Source organism: Pseudomonas sp. TWR3-1-1 (assembly GCF_049896545.1).
Lineage (GTDB): Bacteria > Pseudomonadota > Gammaproteobacteria > Pseudomonadales > Pseudomonadaceae > Aquipseudomonas > Aquipseudomonas weihenstephanensis.
This window is the reverse complement of record NZ_JAFCUO010000001.1, coordinates 844,194-860,524: the sequence shown is the minus strand read 5'-3', so window position 1 is coordinate 860,524 and position 16,331 is coordinate 844,194. Positions and strand designations below refer to the sequence as shown.

Here is a 16,331-nt window from a genome sequence, read left to right as displayed (position 1 = left end):
GAGGTCATGGCTCAAGGTCATTTCTTGTCGGTAACAGGGCTGGCGGTGCAAGTCCCCGCCACACAGCTGAACTGCAATTGCGGACGGCCGCCGTAGTCATTGACGTAGGTCAGCACTGGCTTGTCGCCCAGCACCTTGGTGCTCAAGCCCAGATCCTGCTGGGACTTGGGCGGGACCATAATGGGCTTGAAGTCCGCCGGGCTGGCTGTCTTGAGATCCGGGGCGGCTTCAATCAGAGTGATGAAATAAGGCGTCGGGTTGTTAACCTGATAGCGCTCGCCCTGACGGCTCAGGGTCAGTTGTTCCTGCCAGGGCGCTTCACTCAAGCCCTTCTTTTGCGCAATCGCCAAGGGCCGGTAGAACAGCTTTACCCGGGTTTGCAAGGCGATTTGCAAGGTGTTGGCCTTGTCGCTGCGCGGCGGAATTTCGCGCAGGTTGAAGTAAAAAATCGACTCGCGATCCTGGGCGAGCAGGTTCAACTCTGGCAGGCCCTGGATCTTCACCTGGCTGCTGGCACCGGGTTCCAGGCGCTGTACAGGGGGGAGCACCACCATGGGGCCGGTGACTTTCTCGCCCTGTTCGTTTTCGATCCAGCCCTGGGCCAGGTAAGGCAACTGCGCATTCTGGTTGCTGATGCTCAGGCTGACGGATTTTTCACCGCCGATAAAAATCACCCGGGTGCGGTCCAGTGATACAGCGGCCTGACTGGTTTGTACGGTACTTGCACCAAGCATGGCGAGTAGTACAAAGGTGTAGCGTTTGCAGAAGATCATGGGTGGTTCCTGTAGCCATAAATTAAGTGGCGCCGTTGCTTGTGTCGCCAAGGGGCTGACACAGCAGCTCCAGTTGTGATTTGAGTGAAGCAACCTTGTCCGGCAGGGTGAAGCGGCAGTGGTCGTTGCCCCCCCAGTTCAGCGTCATGGTTTCGCCAGGTTGCATGCCGCTCAGATAGGTCGAACCTTCTTCACCGACAATGCCGGTGTCCTGGCCGCGGCTATTTTTGGCGGTTGCACCAAAGGGCGGGGCGTCACGATCGGCCATCAGAATGGTGACCATCCCCTTTGCTCCGGCGATCACGTCAAAGCTGCGATAGCCAATGGCGCCTTCGGTCAACGTGCCCTGGATCACGGACTGGGTTGCTTCAACATCGTCGGGCAAGGTGTCCAGATCGATACTGGCCTGATTGCGGTAGTAGCTGTTGACGTCCGTGATCACGGCCTTGCCGAACCGGTTGGTATGGGTCACGGCGCCGTTGCCACGCACCGGTACATCGGCCACACCCTGGGTATCGACCAGCAATCGGGTGCCGCCCATTACACTACTGCGGTGCAGGGCCGCGCCTCGACCGGTGATGGTGGCGCCGCCTTCTACGGACAGGCTGGCCGTGGTGTATTCGCCCTCCTGGTAACTGCCACTGACAACCACTTGGGCCTGATCCCCTTGATGGGAGAAAAAGCCACTGGCGGTTTCGCCGCTTGAAGTCTTACCGGCGCTGAGCATGTACTGGTTACGCTCGTCGAGGCTGTCGTAGTAACTCAAGGTATGGGTGCTATCTCCGTTATTAACCGAAGTGTTGAGGCTGATTGAGCCCGTACCACCCCAGGGAATACTGACCGACAGATACGCACCATCATCGGAGGCACCATTGGATTTGTTCTGATAGGCCGTCAGCGACAGGCTAAGATTTTTCAAACGACCCACATCGAAGTAGCGCGACATCGACAGGCTGAAGCGATCACTGGCCCGGCTGTCCCAGTAGGTCTGGTGGTTATAGTTGAAATACAGGCTGAGGCCGGCATCACGAAACTGTTTGCTCAGGGTGGTGGTGTACATGTTCTTGCTGCGGTTAAGCGGCCGATCACCATGCCTGGCTTCAATAAACTCGTTCATGCTCATGTAGTTTTCTTCGGAGAAGCGATAGCCGGCGAAGGTCACCTGGCTGTCGTACTCATCGAAGCGCTTGGAGTAGCTGATCCGGTAGGACTTGCCCATCAGGGCACTGTTGCTGGCCGGTACAGCGGCACGGGATTGGGTGACATCCACCGACAACGCGCCAAAAGCCAGCAAGTCACGGCCGGCACCCACCGCCAGCGAACCGTAATCCTTGGCGCCGAGTGCGCCGCCATACAACGACCAGCCATTACTTACACCCCAGGAAAACTCGCCAGTGGTGAAGATCGGGCCGTCCATCTGATGCTCCCAGTCGGAAGGCTTACCGCCTGTCAGCTTGTAGCGCACAGACCCCGGACGCGTCAGATACGGAATGCTGGCGGTGTCCATTGTGAAATCCTGAACACTGCCGTCCTGTTCTTCGACGCGCACATCCAACTGACCACTGACCGCATCGTTAAGGTCCTGGATACGAAAGGGGCCCGGCGGCACCTGAGTGTTGTAAAGCACCCTGCCCTGCTGGCTGATCACCACGCGAGCGTTGGTGCGGGCCACGCCCGTGACCTCGGGGGCATAGCCTCGAAGATTGGGCGGCAACATATTGTCGTTACTGCTCAGGTTGGCGCCTGTGTAGCGGAAGCTGCCGAACAGGTCGGAGTCCAGGTAGCCTTCGCCGACAATCAGGCTCGAACGTAAAGACGGTATGGCACGCAATGCGTAAAAGCGGCTCCAGGCGAATTGTTGCTGTGAGGCCTGGCCAGCGCTGCGCTGCATTTGTGATTGCCAGTCGCCGCGAAAGCGCCAGGCACCCTGATTGAAACCCACAGTACCGTTGCCATTCAGATTGTCGTTGCGACTGCCTTTACGGTCGGTGGTCTGAGCGTTGAAGTTGTAGTCAAACAGCGCACCGGTAATGCCATCGTCCCAGCGAGAAGGCGGGTCCCAATTCGGCGCGGTGTATTCCAGCTGGTCCTGGGGGATGCTCAGGTACAACCCTGAAGTACTCAGATCGCCACGAGCCTGCATGCCGGGAATACTGCTGAGCTCCAGACACGCACCGTCGCGCCACCAGGTCAGGTTTTTAATTGTTTGCTCTTTCAAACCCAGTTCATTTACAAGTGCTGGGGAGAGGCAGGGGAGACTGTTCTTCGGGTTATCATCCGGGGTAATAAAAACAACGGGGAATTCAGTGAGCGTATCGCGATTAAGATGAACCATCAGTGTGTACTCCCCCGGCATGATGAAGTTCGCCGAAGCAAACACCCCAAGATCAAGGTTCTGGCGATCGTTAAGGTCCAATACATCGGTATTGAACTCGAACTCTTGGGCTGCACTGGCCCACGTCGCCAAACAACACAACGCTGTGGCAGTCAATACCTTACGGTGATCCACGCGAATACAATCCTTGATCTATAAAGCCTCACCACTTCAATCACTCAGAAGTGCTGAATACTCAATTTGATAGTGGCGTGATAGTTACCCGCCTGAAGTGCACTTCCAGTACCGACAAGTTCCAGGACGTAATTAAGCACCATGGTGTCAGCAACACCGGAGCTGTCATCAAGTAACATGCCGGGCGCAATCAACTTTCCACGAGCATCCTTTATCCGCAATGCAATGCCTTTGACTGCACCCTGGAGGCTAAAATTATTACCGTCAACCTCACCTTCAAATGTCAATTTCAAGGCCCGCGACGATAGGGCATTGGAACCTGTGTAGGTGATGCCGCAATCACTCAGGTAAATATTCAAAGGCCGCTGAAACGAGGCTTCACCGCGTACCAGGCCATCCAGCGAGGCCGGTTGAAAGGTGACCGTTTGGCCTTCATTACCCATGCGCATGGCACAGCCCGTATCCACAATACTGCCGACTAATTGCACACGCCCTTCTTGTTGCTTGTTAGCCAGTAGGTCAGCGGCACAGGCCTGCACACCAAACAGGTACAGAACCAGGAGCAGTGACAACAGCAGCAGGACGCCAGAGCGAATCATCAACACCTCCGAAAACTTCCCCCAAGCACGCACTAAGTACGTACTCAGGGGCATCTCAATGACGGAGCGAGTTATTGATAAGCGAGGGTAAAGTTGGCGAACGTCTCGAAGTCACCCGGCGTAATTTCAGCAGCCGCTCCAGGTGTGCCTGGCTCATCACCTACACCCGGCGTGCCTGGTGCTCTGTCACCCTGCAGGTAAGCGCTGAACGCGAGGAAGGTATCGCCGTTAGACAGCGTCTGTGCAGGCGACTCACTGCCCAGCGGGATCAGGGTACCGTTTTGATCGGCGATAGCCAGGCTGGCACCGCGAGCCGTGCCTCTGAGTGCCAGCAGGTCAGTGTTGGCTGCCGGCGAACCGGTGAAGGTAGCAGTCGCAGACTTCAAGACACCCAATTCACAGCCGAGCAGTTCGATTCGGAAAGGCGTAGGGCGAGACTGACCACCATCCCTCAGCGCAACGTTGGCAACCTGCGCCATTTCAACAGTCTGAAACTGCGAGTCTTGAGCGATAGAGCATGGCGCATTAATAATGGAGCCTTTAAACGTAATGACGCCATTACCCTGATTTTCAGCCATTGCACCAGCCGAAGTTGCCACCAGAGTAACTGCCATAATGGCGCCAGCCAAAGTTTTAACTTTCATTTCACGCTCCTAAAGTTGTTGTTTCCCTTGAGGAAGTTCACCGGAACCTTCTCAAGCTCGGGTATCGAAGTACCGTTGAGCTGGGGCAACTTTAGGGGGCGATAGTGTAAAAGTGAGTAGGACGTTGCCGATAGCATGCTAGGAAATTTCCCACATGCTTTTTCCTGCTAGCGGTCAGGCAGTCAGCGCATTGCGCTTGGCAAGCTCGGCCAGGTCCACCAGCGAATTGACGCTCAGCTTTTGCAGCAGGCGGGTTTTATAGGTGCTGATGGTCTTGTTGCTCAAAAACAGTTTTTCACTGATCTGCTTGTTTGAATAACCCTGGGCCAAGTGCTGCAAGACCGTCAATTCGCGGTCGGTCAGCGACTGGATCTGCTTAAGCTCGGTCAGTTGATCTGACGAGCTGACGCTGTCAGAGGTCAGCGAGGGAAAGAAGGTATAGCCTGCGTCTACGGCCTTGATGGCAGTAATCAGTTTGTCCAGGCCTTCTTCCTTGTTGATAAAACCGCGGGCACCGAGCTGGATGCAGCGCCTGCACACCGAGTCGGCAGGCTGGGAAGTCAGGATCAGTATTTCACTGCGTACATTCAGGGCCTTGATACGGGTAATCACACTAAAACCATCGAGCTTGGGAATTCCGATATCAAGCACTACCACCTGCGGCGTCAGTTCGCTCACCAGTTGTACAGCATCAAGCCCGTTGTCTGCTTCACCCACCACGCGCATGCCATGTTTTTCCAGCAGAACCGTGACCGCGAGCAGAATCACCGGGTGATCATCAACTATAAGAACGCTATGCATGGTGCCTTTAACCTCTTGAACGCGCTTGCCACTGAACAGCGGTAAAGGCTAACACGCTTAGCCAGGCAGGATCTGGCTATAGGCCTTCGTGAAGTTTAGCTTCGGAAATTTCCTAGAAAAGATCGGAAAATTCCCATTTGGACACTTTCAGTACGCTAGCACACTGATTCCCCTCCTTTCTGAGTAGATGTGCGCGATGCAAGACTTGACGGTTTTGGTGCTGGAGGATGAACCCTTCCAGCGGCTGGTCACTGTGACCGCGCTGGAAAAACTGCTGCCGGGCACGGTGTTGCAAGCGGCTGACGGCGATGAGGCGATCACAGCCCTGGCGGGCTGCAGCCATGTGGATATTGTGCTGTGTGACCTGAAAATGGCCGGCATGGATGGCCTGGCCTTTCTGCGTCATGCCACCAGCAGCGGCAAGGTGCGTGCAGTGGTGCTGTGCAGCGGGCTTGACCCGATTCTGCGTCAGGCTACGGTGTTGATGATCCACTGCCTTGGCCTCACCTTTCTCGGTGATTTGGGCAAGCCGTTCAATATCGAGGGTTTCAACCAACTGGCCAAACGTTATAAGGCGCACTGTAACACCCAGCCCAGGCCGTTATTGCCGGCGGAGCTGCCCACCCTGAACGATGTGCTGCAAGGCCTGGATAACGGCGCGTTCGAGGCCTATTACCAACCCAAAGTCACTCTTGCGGGTCAGGATCTGGTGGGCGCAGAAGTGCTCGCGCGCTGGGTGCATCCGCAGTGGGGAGTATTGGCTCCTGCACACTTCTTGCCGGTGATGGAGCAGCACAATCTGATCGACAGAATGTTCTGGCATCTGTTCGAGCAGGGTTTGGCCCTGCACCAGCAACTGGCAGCGCAGGGCCAGGCAATCCATTTGGCGTTCAATCTGCATCCGGCGCAGTTGGCATGCAGCGGCCTGACCGAGCGCATTCCGATGATGCTCAAGCGCGCGCAGGTGCCAGCAGCCTGTGTGATCTTCGAGATCACCGAAACAGGCCTGCTCAGCGCCCCGGCCAGTAGCCTTGAGAATCTGGTGCGCCTGCGCATGCTCGGTTGTGGCCTGGCCATGGATGATTTTGGCGCGGGTTACTCATCGCTGGATCGCCTTAGCGAGCTGCCCTTCAGCGAGATAAAGCTGGACCGGGCGTTTGCCCACAAGATGCAAAGCAACCCCAGGTGTGCCGCGATTATCAGTTGCTCGGTGGCTCTGGCCCGGGCGCTGGATATTTCGCTGGTGATCGAGGGCGTAGAAACCGCCGCACAACAAACCCGCCTGATCGAACTGGGCTGTACCATTGCCCAGGGCTATCTATTTGCCCGGCCCATGCCGCAAAGCCACTTTATCGATTACTGCAGGATCAGGCTGCTCGCCAGCACGGGACCATCACCGAGCAATAAAGGCGATGGCTTTGAACTATAATCTCGCCAGCCACGATGACCATGCCGTATTGCGTTGCGTCCCATCAGACTTCCACGGTCTCTTTTCGATGTACTTACCTTTGTTCTGGCTGGCCTTATGCTCGCTACTGATCAGCTCTCCCGTGGAGGCTGGCGCACTAACTTCGGCCCCCCAAACGCTCTCCAGTCAATTGCGCATCGACCGTCAGGACCTGGGTATTACCCAGAAAGACTGGCAATGGCTGCGCCACAAGGGCGAACTCAGGGTCGGCGTATCGCCTGACGAGTCCCCACCCTTCTCGATCAATGCTCAGAGCAACCAGTACGAGGGCATCAGTGCCGATGTAACAGCCCTTGTTGCCCAATTGCTGGTGCTTAAGGTCAAGATCGTGCCATTTGCCAACGCCAAGGACGCCGCCCAGGCGCTGCAGGAGGGCAGCATCGATGTGCTCAGCAGCCACGGTAGCCAGGAGCCGGGCACGCAGTTGATCTTCAGCAAGCCTTATGCCCGGGACCGCTTGGCTGTGTTCAAGCGCAGCGCCGAACCACGTAATTCGCCCAGCGATCTGGCTGGTTTGCGCGTAGCGGCTACCGACGAGCATATGAACGACTTGCTAAGGCGCTATCCACGGGCGGATTTGAAGGTCTATGCCGACCATGACAAAGCCATTGCCGCCGCAGCTTTCGGCCAGGCGGATGTGTATGTCGACGACCTGTACAGCGCCTATTACCAGATCAATCATGCGTTCTACGGCTATGTGCGCTTTGAGCGCTTCAGCGATCTGGCTATTGGCGGTTACAGCTATGCCTTGCGCGCAGACAACAATCAGTTACAGCGGCTGATCAATATCGCCCTTGAGACCATTGGCGACGATCGACTTACCCATCTGGCCAAGCGCTGGATCGGCAACAGTTTTATTCCCGGCGAAGAGCCGATCGACCTTACGCCGCAACAGGTGCGCTGGATAAAGCGTAATCCGGTAGCTCGACTGGTGATCAACGATGACCTGGCCCCGGGTGCCTATTTTGACTCCAACGGGATTTTTTCCGGTGAAGTGGCCGATCTTCTGGAAGTGATCACCCTGAGCACCGGGCTGCATTTTCAGGTGATTTCGCGCGGCGGCGGTTACCCGCAAATCATCGAAACCTTGCTCAAGGGCGATGCCGATCTGGCACTGATGACGGCCAGCCCCGAACGTGAGGAACATCTGCGCTTTACCCGGCCGGTGATCAACGGTCCTTTTGTGCTGCTTAGCACCATAGCGCAACAAGGCAAGCTGGACAGCCTGGTCGACAAGCGTGTGGCCATTCCCAGCGGGCATGTGGCCATACAACAACTGCGCAGAAACTATCCCAAAGCCACGCTGATCGAGGCCGGTGACACGCTGGACTCGATGAACCTGCTCTATGAAGACAAGGCCGATGCCGCGGTCATAGCATTGCCTGCGGCGCGCTATTACAGCGAACGGTTATTTCGCGACAAACTGGTCATCAACAATATGCTGGACCTGGGCCCGGGCACGGCCAGCTTCGCCTTGCGCCGCAGTGATGCGGAACTGCAATCCATTATCGACAAGGTCTTGCAGAACATTGCACCGGATGAACTCAGCGCCATTGCCAACCGCTGGCGAGCGCCACCGGGCATGAGCGGGCAAACCTGGGTGGATTACGAACGGCTGATCCGTCAAATCGTCGTCGGCGCTGCGCTGTTACTGTTGCTGGTATTGGTGTGGGTGATCTACCTGCGCCGCCAGATCAAGGCCCGGCTCAAGGCCGAGCGCATGCTCAATGACCAACTGCAATTTGTCGAAGCCCTGACCGACTGCATGCCACCACCGCTGTATGTGTGTGATGTAAACGGGGTCATCCTGTCGTGCAACCGCAGCTTCCTTAAAAGCATCGGTTTGAACAAGGATCAGGTGCTGAACAAGGCTGTGCATGAGTTACCCGGCGAGCACATCAAGAACCCACCTGAGCTTGATCAAAACTATCAGCAAGCACTGAGCAACGGTCAGACCATCGAGTCGCTGCATCTTATTGAGCTGCAAGGCAAGATCGTGTCGGTCAGCCATTGGGTACAACCGTTCCACGACTGCCAGGGCATCACCAAGGGTCTTATCTGCGGCTGGCTGGATATCAGCGAACACCGCCAACTGGTGCAGCAACTGCAGGAGGCCAAGAGCCAGGCCGACAGCGCCAGCAAGGCCAAGAGCAGTTTCCTGGCAACCATGAGCCATGAAATCCGTACGCCCATGAACGCCGTTATCGGCATTCTGGAGTTGGCGCTCAAACGCGCCACTGATGAGCCCATTGATCGCGCCAGCATTGAAATTGCCCACACCTCGGCTAAAAGCCTGCTGGAGTTGATCGGCGATATTCTCGATATCGCCCGTATTGAATCCGGGCGTCTGAGCCTGTCGCCCAACCGCGCCAACCTGCGCGAGTTGGTGGAATCGGTGGCCCGGGTGTTTGAAGGGCTGGCCCGGCAAAAACGCCTGCGCCTGTTGCTGGAGATCGATTCGAGCATCAATTGCGATGTGCTGGTCGATGCCCTGCGCTTCAAGCAGATCCTCTCCAATCTGGTCAGCAATGCGATCAAATTTACCGAGGAAGGCACGGTCAAGGTCAGTATCGTGGGCGCCTTGCTCGACAACATTCTGCTCAACGTGAGCCTCAGCGTGCAAGACACCGGTGTGGGCATCAGTTCGGTCGATCAGCAGCGCCTGTTCCGCCCCTTTGCCCAGGTGCAGCGCAATGTGCAGCACACCGAAGGCACTGGTCTGGGCCTGGTGATCTGCCGCTCGCTGTGCGAAATGATGGGCGGCCAATTGAGCATGAACAGTGCGTTGGGCCGGGGGACGCAGGTCAATATCGAGTTGCGCGTGCAGGTACTTGAGGCCATTAGCGTGCCGCTGCTGCCGCTGCTGGCGCCAGCGCAAGTCAGGCAGCGTTATCGCCTGCAGGTGCTGGTGGTTGATGATCACCAGGTCAATCGCAAGGTGCTATCCGAGCAGTTGAACTACTTGGGCCACGATGTCAGCGAAGCGGAAAATGGCCAGCAGGCTTTCGAGAGCTGGAGCACGCAGGCGTTTGATGTGGTGATTACCGACTGCCATATGCCGGTCATGAACGGCGCAGAACTCACCCGGGCCATTCGGCGCGAGGAACAGGACAACGCACAGGAGCCCACTGTGATCATCGGCCTGACCGCCGATGCCCAGCCGCAAGAGCTTGAACTGTGCATTCTCGCGGGCATGAACGAGTGCCTGATCAAGCCGATCAGCGTTGATGAACTGGACGCGCATTTGCTCGCCCACCAACACTTGGAGGAGGTACAACAGCCTGCAATGGCCCAACTGGCGTTGGTGCCTGACTCAGTACAAATGGTTGATCTTGGCCCGCTGGAGGGTTTGATCAGCAGCGAGCCGATAAAGCTGCGCAAAATTCTCGATGAGTTGATCAAGAGCAACCGTAAGGACTGTCAACTTATGACGGTATTACTGCAAGAAGGTGAGGTTGAGAAGCTTGTAGAACTGGCCCATCGCATCAAGGGCGCAGCACGAGTGGTAAAGGGCGAGCACCTGGTTCAGTGCTGCCGCAAGCTTGAGATCGCGTGTATTGACCCGCAAGTATCACTGAATCAGCTCAGGGCGTTGGTCGCTCAGGTCGAAACAGCGATCGGGATGCTGGAAGAGGCGTTGCTGGGGCTCAGGAATCCCAATTAATAAACCGACGCACTCTTTGCAGTTTCGCAACCGCCAGAGGCCTCTGAGGGATCAAGTATTGCTTCTGCCACTCAAGGCACTACACGCAGCCGCCTCTTTCGGGCAGGGATCGATTGAGGACATAAGGTTTTCGATTATCCTCGTGTCAGGTACCCCTGGGAGCCTTTTGAATACCCCCCCTTCCCTCTCATCGTTCGCGGCGACAAACCTGGGACGCCCCTCATAGACCAGCGCGTTACGAACGTACGGACACTGGATACAGAACGTCTCAAAGTGTCTATCAGTCTCAGGCACCAATGCCGTATTGATAACCACCAGATCAAAAGGCTCGTCCGCGCGATCAAGCATGGCCAGCAGTTCGTCAAAAGAGCCGACAGGTGCAATGCGGTGGTATCCAAATTTATTGAACATCTTCTCGATGGACAAACGTTGAAGATGCTCGTCTTCAACGATCAATATGCGCAGTGAGGGAGTAGACATTGTTACCGCTCGTAGGGGCGAAATCTGGAGAGACTGAAGGTGTGGGGTATTGTTGCTCGTCCTTGAATAAGCAGGAACGAGGAAGACTCCTACGAATACGTAGGAAAAATCCCACAAGTCGCTACACCATTGCGCACAGCCACCCTTCTACGGATTGACATAGGCGCCTAGCTCTCCATTTCGATCCCGTGTAGCACGAGCGAGGGCAATCTTTACCATCAGGAGAGTGAGGATCTCAAGAACGGGGAATGGCATGGCGCCGATCAGCACCTTCTCCTGACGACACCGCAAATGCTCACAAGGTGCGTTTACAGGTCTATTTATGACAGACCGAAAAAAGCCGCCTCGATGGGCGGCTTTGCAAGTAGATAGCGCACAGATCAAACGATGATCGTGTGAGGGTACGCGTGCATGGCGCTGTCGTGTGTCACCAGGCTGATACCTTCTGCAAGCGCTTGGGCCACCATGATGCGGTCAAACGGATCGCGGTGATGATTGGGCAGATTGCCCACAGTCAGCCCGTAATCAGAAGTGATCGGCAACTCAAGATAGCCCGCATCTAACAGCACTTTGCGTAGCACAGCTGGAATAACACCGGTGCGCTCGGCGCCCTTGATGGTCAGCTCCCAGATGCTAGCGGCGCTGAAATACAGGGTGTTGGCCTCATCGTCGATAAGCTGGGCCGCCGCCTTAGACAGTTTGTCGTCGCCGATAGCTGCCCAGATCAGGATATGAGTGTCGAGCAATAACCTCATGCCTTGCCCTCAAACAGATCCGCTATTTCAACATCCAGAGCGTCCGAGGCCTCGGCGTTGAATGTCACTCCAGCGAGCATCCCGCGGCGCTTGGGGGCTGTAATAGGAACCAGCTTGGCCACTGGCACGCCTGCCTTGGCGATGATGATGGTCTCCCCGCCCGCTGCCGCATCAACAAGCTGCGAGAAGTGTGTTTTCGCTGCATGGATGTTGTGGGTCTGCATGTCACTATCTCTCGATGGTTGGTCAATGCAGCCAGCCTAGTCCATCGGGTGGACTAAGCAAAGAATGGTTGGCTGCCTGCGCTTGCGGGCAGTGCTCATAGCGACAAGCCTAGTCATTGAGAAGTTGGGAGATGACAGCGCACGCCGCAGTTGAGACACGTCGCCCCCCCCAAACACACCGGAGCGCTGAAACTCACAGTTACCAAGTCAAATTGACCCAAGCCGATATTGGGCGGCAATGTCCTTGGTTTCTATGGACTCATACAGGGACTTCACATGAGGAAGGACGATAAGGACGACCCTTTTTTAGACTCGACATGGCATCAGAAGCGCCCAAACGGTGGAGCCTCATGGGCAGCGTGGGCAAAACCCTCTGTGCCAGAACCGGTGTACGTCCCAAAAGATGAATGGCCATCCCCCAAGAAACGCACCGACCAGGTCTTCGCCAAGTCCTGCGTCTCTGAAAATTGGTGCAGCACGGATGCAGGGAAGGTCATCGAACCCGCCTCCAACTTCGGCAACATCATGGTGGTTGCCTCCATGCTTTTGCCCTCTGCGTCAAATGCAGTGGCAATGGCCATCGGTGCAGATGCCGGACTCGCACGCGTAGCGGGTGGCGGCATCATGCAACAGCGTATGACGTGGGCAATACGTGGCGCGGGAGGCCCGGTCAGCGTTTTTATAATGGGGATGCTCCCCGCCAAAATGGGTGATGGCACACTCCATACCGACGAACAACTGCGCAGCTTGAACAAGGCCAGCACACGGGTGCGCTTTCAGTTCCGACGTGATGCCGAAGGGGTCATGCAGATTTACGGCATTCACACCGGCGCGTCAGGTGATGACTCAGTACGCATCGTGCAAGTGAGGTGGAACGCAACCAAAACTGCGATGGAGGCTGAGCTAAATGGGATCACCATCCTTTGGACGCCACCACACAGCTCTTCAGGCATGCCACCACTGAGTTACCCCGACGAAAACGGCAAGCAACTGGGCACCATCCTCGTACATCCGATCCCGGAAAACACGGACAGCCAGCTTGACGGCCTTCCTGGCGATGACATTACAACCGAGGACTGCATTCTGGTCTTTCCGGAAGAAACTGGCCTCAAGTCGTTGTATGTGGTGTATGCAAAACCGTTTGGTGGTGGGGATATCAAATACCACACTCCCCCGCTTACACTTCCTGCGTTCCCAGATGCTATCCGTATCCGTAAAAAAGGAAATCGCAAGCGCTGGGAAAGCAAAAAACGTATTTACGAATGGGACTATCAGCATGGGGCAGTAGAGGTGTACGACAAGCAAGGAAACCACTTAGGCGAGTACGACGCCACTACTGGTGAACAAACTGGAAAAGCCAAGTCCGAAAGACAAACCACAACAAAATAAATCAGGAGTGTTACCAATGGCCTTCATTGTAATCAGTGGCTTTTACCCAGAGCCAAACCCGGATAATTCAATACAGTATGAGAAAGTCGTATCGCAAGAGTTACAGCCAGCAATTCTCGCTGCAATGGGCTGGAATAGCCTAGGAGATGTACCGATGGGTGAAAATGATCTAACTCAAGATCAATCCATAGCGGTTATGACGATACTGGGCGACCCGATCAACAGTGACCTGATGTACTGCATGGGGCTTTGCAGCTAAATATCAGAGGCGGGTACGAACGTCTATTCGCCACCTCCCACCGTCATCTTTCGCAGGCTCAGCTGAAAGCCATGAAATTCATCGTTGAAGCATTTGATAAAGAGAACGAATTTCCAGATTTTGAAGTAGTCCTCCCTGACGATTGCGAAGCCCAGTTAGCCGAAATCATGAACGGGTCATCTCCACAGCGAGGCGACGAGGGCTACGACCTGAACGAAACCCAACTATCGAACATTGAGGTATTGGCGGGTAAACGTTTCAACGACGAAAAACACATATTCCAACTCACTTGTAACGTGAGCTGAAATACTGCCTTTGGTAATTAGGCTAAGAGACGGGTCGATTTTTCAGCACTACGCCCCATCCCAGACGCAGAGGCGCACCGAAGAGAGTGGATAGCGTCCACTTTGCAACGCGGCAATGCATCAGCCTTTTGCCAGATTGAGCGCATTTTAGCTGCCTCTGCCAATTGTTGGTAAACCCCCCGCCTCTCGCACCAAAATAGCGCGCCAGTCCCATGGGGGGCATTTTCCAGACGCCAAAAACCACAAACCCCCGACTTTCTCTAGGAAAATCAGGGGTTTGTGTTTACTTAATGTGGCGGTGAAGGAGAGATTCGAACTCTCGATACAATTTCTTGTATACACACTTTCCAGGCGTGCTCCTTAAGCCACTCGGACACTTCACCGTATCTCTTCAAACATGTTCTGTCTGTCGAGGCGCGCTAATGTAGTCGAAACCTTTCGATATGACAAATCTTTTTTTCAGAATTTTCATGTGCTTACGCGATTTGCTGATGACTGGCCTCTAGCAGGGGGGCAAATCGGCCAATTGTCGGCCCCTGCACCACGCCTTGGTTGGCGCCATACGCCGCTGCGCCAGCGTCTATATAGAAGATGCGCCGCGATCAGCTGACTCACCAGTCAGTCACAGCGCTTTACCTGTGCCGTGGGGCTGGGTAACGTCTGCTCCACTTCAATACAAGGATTGACGCCATGAGTGACTTGATTGCCTACCACCTGGAAGACGGTATCGCCACGCTGACTTTGTGCAATGGCAAGGTGAATGCGATTTCGCCGGATGTAATCACCGCCTTTAATGCCGCGCTGGATCAAGCGGAACAAGATCGCGCCGTGGTGATTATTACCGGGCAACCGGGCATTCTCTCCGGCGGTTATGACTTGAAGGTGATGACGGCTGGCCCTCAGCAGGCGGTTGATCTGGTGACTCAAGGCTCGACGCTGGCACGTCGCCTGTTGGCACATCCTTTCCCGGTGATCGTGGCTTGCTCCGGGCATGCGGTCGCCAAGGGTGCCTTTTTGCTGTTGTCGGTCGATTACAGGATCGGTGTCGATGGCCCCTTCAGCATCGGCCTCAACGAAGTGCAGATCGGCATGACCATGCACCACGCCGGTATTGAGCTGGCCCGCGATCGCCTGCGCAAGTCGGCCTTCCATCGTTCGGTGATCAACGGCGAGATGTTTAACCCGCAAAGCGCAGTGGACGCAGGCTTCCTCGACAAAGTGGTTCAGCCGCAAGAGCTGCACGGCGCAGCGCTTGAGGCTGCACGCCAATTGAAGAAGATCAATATGAAAGCGCACAAGAACACCAAGCTCAAAGTGCGCAAGGCATTGCTGGATACTCTGGAAGCTGCCATCACCCTTGATCACGACCATATGGGTTGAACCTCTTGCGACCCGACTGCCTGTGCAGTCGGGTCGCAAGCTCTGTCGCTCACCTCCCCTGCCTGGCCTGTTGATTCCAGCAAAGCCGCTCTGTCGCGCCCCTTATCGCCCCGCTGAAACATGCGCTTAAACATCAGTCATCTCCTGTGTGTATCGGAGTAATTGCCGAATACAGTGCACGTCCGTACACTGCGCCACCTTTTGTGTTGACGAGCCTGTAAATGCTACTTTCGTTTCGTATGCTGTTGATGAGTCTGCATTTTATGACCGCCGGAGTACTGGGAGTGCTGCTGGGCCTGTGCCGACCTTTCAACCCTGATAACAGTCGTCTTTGCGCGCGCCTCTATGCGCTGCCGTCCAGATGGATCCTGGGCTATAAACTGAAGACTGAAGTCGGCCCATTGATGGATAAACCGCAAAGCTGCGTAATCATTGCCAACCATCAGTCCAATTACGATTTATTCGTATTCGGCAACGTCGTGCCGCGTCGCACGGTGTGCATCGGCAAAAAAAGCCTGAAGTGGGTCCCGCTATTCGGTCAATTGTTCTGGCTGGCCGGCAACGTGCTGATCGATCGCGGCAATGCTGATAAAGCCCGCAAGTCAATGCTGACCACGACCCGTACCTTGCAACAAAAGGACACCTCGATCTGGGTATTCCCCGAGGGCACACGCAATTTAGGCAAAGAATTACTGGCGTTTAAAAAAGGCGCATTCCAAATGGCCATTACTGCGGGCGTGCCTATCGTGCCGGTCTGCGCCAGCACTTATAGCCAGCACCTGAAGCTCAATCGCTGGCACAGTGCCGACATCCTTATTCGCTCCTTGCCTGCCATCCCGACAGCGGGCTTAACGCTGGACGACATGCCTGCGTTGATGGAGCAATGCCGCGAGCAGATGCGCGCCTGCATTGAGGCAATGGACCGTGAAGTGCTGGCCGGGCAAAAGCACGCCACGCCAACCTTGACCGACAGCAAGGGCGCCGCTTCCAACCCGAACGTCTGAAGGTTTGTTGACTCAAAGGATGGCATTGCACGCTAAGCTGCATCTTCGTGCCCTAACCCTTTGAAGAAGAAGCGATT

General features: G+C 55.6%; 15 protein-coding genes and 1 tRNA gene. 7 read left to right on the top strand and 9 right to left on the bottom strand.

The genetic code is table 11. The annotated features are described in order from the left end of the window. Positions 1-17: 17 nt before the first annotated feature. The 5 genes from ACP7A4_RS04125 to ACP7A4_RS04105 form a co-directional block, all read right to left on the bottom strand. Positions 18-773, bottom strand: a complete 756-nt coding sequence (locus ACP7A4_RS04125) for a fimbria/pilus periplasmic chaperone (RefSeq protein WP_059762747.1) — start codon at positions 771-773, stop codon at positions 18-20. 22 nt (positions 774-795) lie between these two features. Beyond that, complete coding sequence (locus tag ACP7A4_RS04120) at positions 796-3,282, bottom strand: outer membrane usher protein (protein ID WP_426245641.1); 2,487 nt, start codon at positions 3,280-3,282, stop codon at positions 796-798. A 44-nt stretch (positions 3,283-3,326) separates the two neighbouring features. Next, on the bottom strand, positions 3,327-3,881 hold the full coding sequence (locus ACP7A4_RS04115) for a fimbrial protein (RefSeq protein ID WP_059762748.1): 555 nt from the start codon (positions 3,879-3,881) through the stop codon (positions 3,327-3,329). A 71-nt stretch (positions 3,882-3,952) separates the two neighbouring features. After that, complete coding sequence (locus ACP7A4_RS04110; protein ID WP_059762749.1) at positions 3,953-4,525, bottom strand: fimbrial protein; 573 nt, start codon at positions 4,523-4,525, stop codon at positions 3,953-3,955. Positions 4,526-4,699: 174 nt separating this feature from the next. Further along, positions 4,700-5,326 (bottom strand): response regulator, encoded by a 627-nt coding sequence (locus ACP7A4_RS04105; protein WP_426245639.1) that lies wholly within the window; start codon positions 5,324-5,326, stop codon positions 4,700-4,702. A gap of 196 nt (positions 5,327-5,522) precedes the next feature. Here ACP7A4_RS04105 and ACP7A4_RS04100 point away from each other — a divergent pair, with 196 nt between their 5' ends. Both ACP7A4_RS04100 and ACP7A4_RS04095 read left to right on the top strand, forming a co-directional pair. Then, positions 5,523-6,755 carry an EAL domain-containing response regulator gene (locus ACP7A4_RS04100; protein ID WP_059762751.1) on the top strand — a complete coding sequence of 411 codons (1,233 nt, stop codon included), beginning with the start codon at positions 5,523-5,525 and terminating at the stop codon, positions 6,753-6,755. A gap of 67 nt (positions 6,756-6,822) precedes the next feature. Further along, positions 6,823-10,458: a transporter substrate-binding domain-containing protein gene (locus ACP7A4_RS04095; protein WP_426245891.1), complete on the top strand. Its 3,636-nt coding sequence runs from the start codon at positions 6,823-6,825 to the stop codon at positions 10,456-10,458. Positions 10,459-10,509: 51 nt separating this feature from the next. Here the strand turns inward: ACP7A4_RS04095 and ACP7A4_RS04090 are convergent, their stop codons facing one another. The 3 genes from ACP7A4_RS04090 to ACP7A4_RS04080 form a co-directional block, all read right to left on the bottom strand. Then, a complete protein-coding gene (locus ACP7A4_RS04090) occupies positions 10,510-10,938 on the bottom strand; it encodes a response regulator (protein WP_059762752.1) in 429 nt (142 codons plus the stop codon). Between the two features lie 380 nt (positions 10,939-11,318). Next, a complete protein-coding gene (locus ACP7A4_RS04085; protein ID WP_059762753.1) occupies positions 11,319-11,693 on the bottom strand; it encodes a type II toxin-antitoxin system VapC family toxin in 375 nt (124 codons plus the stop codon). Beyond that, complete coding sequence (locus ACP7A4_RS04080) at positions 11,690-11,917, bottom strand: type II toxin-antitoxin system Phd/YefM family antitoxin (protein ID WP_059762754.1); 228 nt, start codon at positions 11,915-11,917, stop codon at positions 11,690-11,692. Before ACP7A4_RS04080 ends, ACP7A4_RS04085 begins: the two co-directional genes overlap by 4 nt. 276 nt (positions 11,918-12,193) lie before the next feature. Here ACP7A4_RS04080 and ACP7A4_RS04075 point away from each other — a divergent pair, with 276 nt between their 5' ends. The 3 genes from ACP7A4_RS04075 (at position 12,194) to ACP7A4_RS04065 (ending at position 13,870) form a co-directional block, all read left to right on the top strand. Beyond that, positions 12,194-13,306: an S-type pyocin domain-containing protein gene (locus ACP7A4_RS04075; protein ID WP_426245635.1), complete on the top strand. Its 1,113-nt coding sequence runs from the start codon at positions 12,194-12,196 to the stop codon at positions 13,304-13,306. Positions 13,307-13,322: 16 nt separating this feature from the next. Beyond that, positions 13,323-13,565, top strand: a complete 243-nt coding sequence (locus tag ACP7A4_RS04070) for a pyocin S6 family toxin immunity protein (protein ID WP_059762756.1) — start codon at positions 13,323-13,325, stop codon at positions 13,563-13,565. A gap of 71 nt (positions 13,566-13,636) precedes the next feature. After that, positions 13,637-13,870: a DUF7683 domain-containing protein gene (locus ACP7A4_RS04065; protein WP_426245633.1), complete on the top strand. Its 234-nt coding sequence runs from the start codon at positions 13,637-13,639 to the stop codon at positions 13,868-13,870. Between the two features lie 293 nt (positions 13,871-14,163). Here the strand turns inward: ACP7A4_RS04065 and ACP7A4_RS04060 are convergent. Beyond that, positions 14,164-14,253, bottom strand: a tRNA-Ser gene (locus ACP7A4_RS04060). Positions 14,254-14,560: 307 nt separating this feature from the next. Between ACP7A4_RS04060 and ACP7A4_RS04055 the strand changes: the two genes are divergently transcribed. After that, a complete protein-coding gene (locus ACP7A4_RS04055; RefSeq protein ID WP_426245631.1) occupies positions 14,561-15,250 on the top strand; it encodes a crotonase/enoyl-CoA hydratase family protein in 690 nt (229 codons plus the stop codon). A gap of 221 nt (positions 15,251-15,471) precedes the next feature. Then, positions 15,472-16,254 (top strand): lysophospholipid acyltransferase family protein, encoded by a 783-nt coding sequence (locus ACP7A4_RS04050; RefSeq protein ID WP_059762758.1) that lies wholly within the window; start codon positions 15,472-15,474, stop codon positions 16,252-16,254. The last annotated feature ends 77 nt before the right edge of the window (positions 16,255-16,331 follow it).

Excerpts from the sequence above, each read along its gene's own strand:
- ACP7A4_RS04075 (WP_426245635.1), top strand. The coding sequence starts at position 12,194 with ATGAGGAAGGACGATAAGGACGACCCTTTTTTAGACTCGACATGGCAT.
- ACP7A4_RS04080 (WP_059762754.1), bottom strand. The coding sequence starts at position 11,917 with ATGCAGACCCACAACATCCATGCAGCGAAAACACACTTCTCGCAGCTT.
- ACP7A4_RS04110 (WP_059762749.1), bottom strand. The coding sequence starts at position 4,525 with ATGAAAGTTAAAACTTTGGCTGGCGCCATTATGGCAGTTACTCTGGTG.
- ACP7A4_RS04055 (WP_426245631.1), top strand. The coding sequence starts at position 14,561 with ATGAGTGACTTGATTGCCTACCACCTGGAAGACGGTATCGCCACGCTG.
- ACP7A4_RS04095 (WP_426245891.1), top strand. The coding sequence starts at position 6,823 with ATGTACTTACCTTTGTTCTGGCTGGCCTTATGCTCGCTACTGATCAGC.
- ACP7A4_RS04090 (WP_059762752.1), bottom strand. The coding sequence starts at position 10,938 with ATGTCTACTCCCTCACTGCGCATATTGATCGTTGAAGACGAGCATCTT.
- ACP7A4_RS04070 (WP_059762756.1), top strand. The coding sequence starts at position 13,323 with ATGGCCTTCATTGTAATCAGTGGCTTTTACCCAGAGCCAAACCCGGAT.
- ACP7A4_RS04085 (WP_059762753.1), bottom strand. The coding sequence starts at position 11,693 with ATGAGGTTATTGCTCGACACTCATATCCTGATCTGGGCAGCTATCGGC.
- ACP7A4_RS04100 (WP_059762751.1), top strand. The coding sequence starts at position 5,523 with ATGCAAGACTTGACGGTTTTGGTGCTGGAGGATGAACCCTTCCAGCGG.
- ACP7A4_RS04115 (WP_059762748.1), bottom strand. The coding sequence starts at position 3,881 with ATGATTCGCTCTGGCGTCCTGCTGCTGTTGTCACTGCTCCTGGTTCTG.
- ACP7A4_RS04105 (WP_426245639.1), bottom strand. The coding sequence starts at position 5,326 with ATGCATAGCGTTCTTATAGTTGATGATCACCCGGTGATTCTGCTCGCG.
- ACP7A4_RS04065 (WP_426245633.1), top strand. The coding sequence starts at position 13,637 with ATGAAATTCATCGTTGAAGCATTTGATAAAGAGAACGAATTTCCAGAT.
- ACP7A4_RS04050 (WP_059762758.1), top strand. The coding sequence starts at position 15,472 with ATGCTACTTTCGTTTCGTATGCTGTTGATGAGTCTGCATTTTATGACC.
- ACP7A4_RS04125 (WP_059762747.1), bottom strand. The coding sequence starts at position 773 with ATGATCTTCTGCAAACGCTACACCTTTGTACTACTCGCCATGCTTGGT.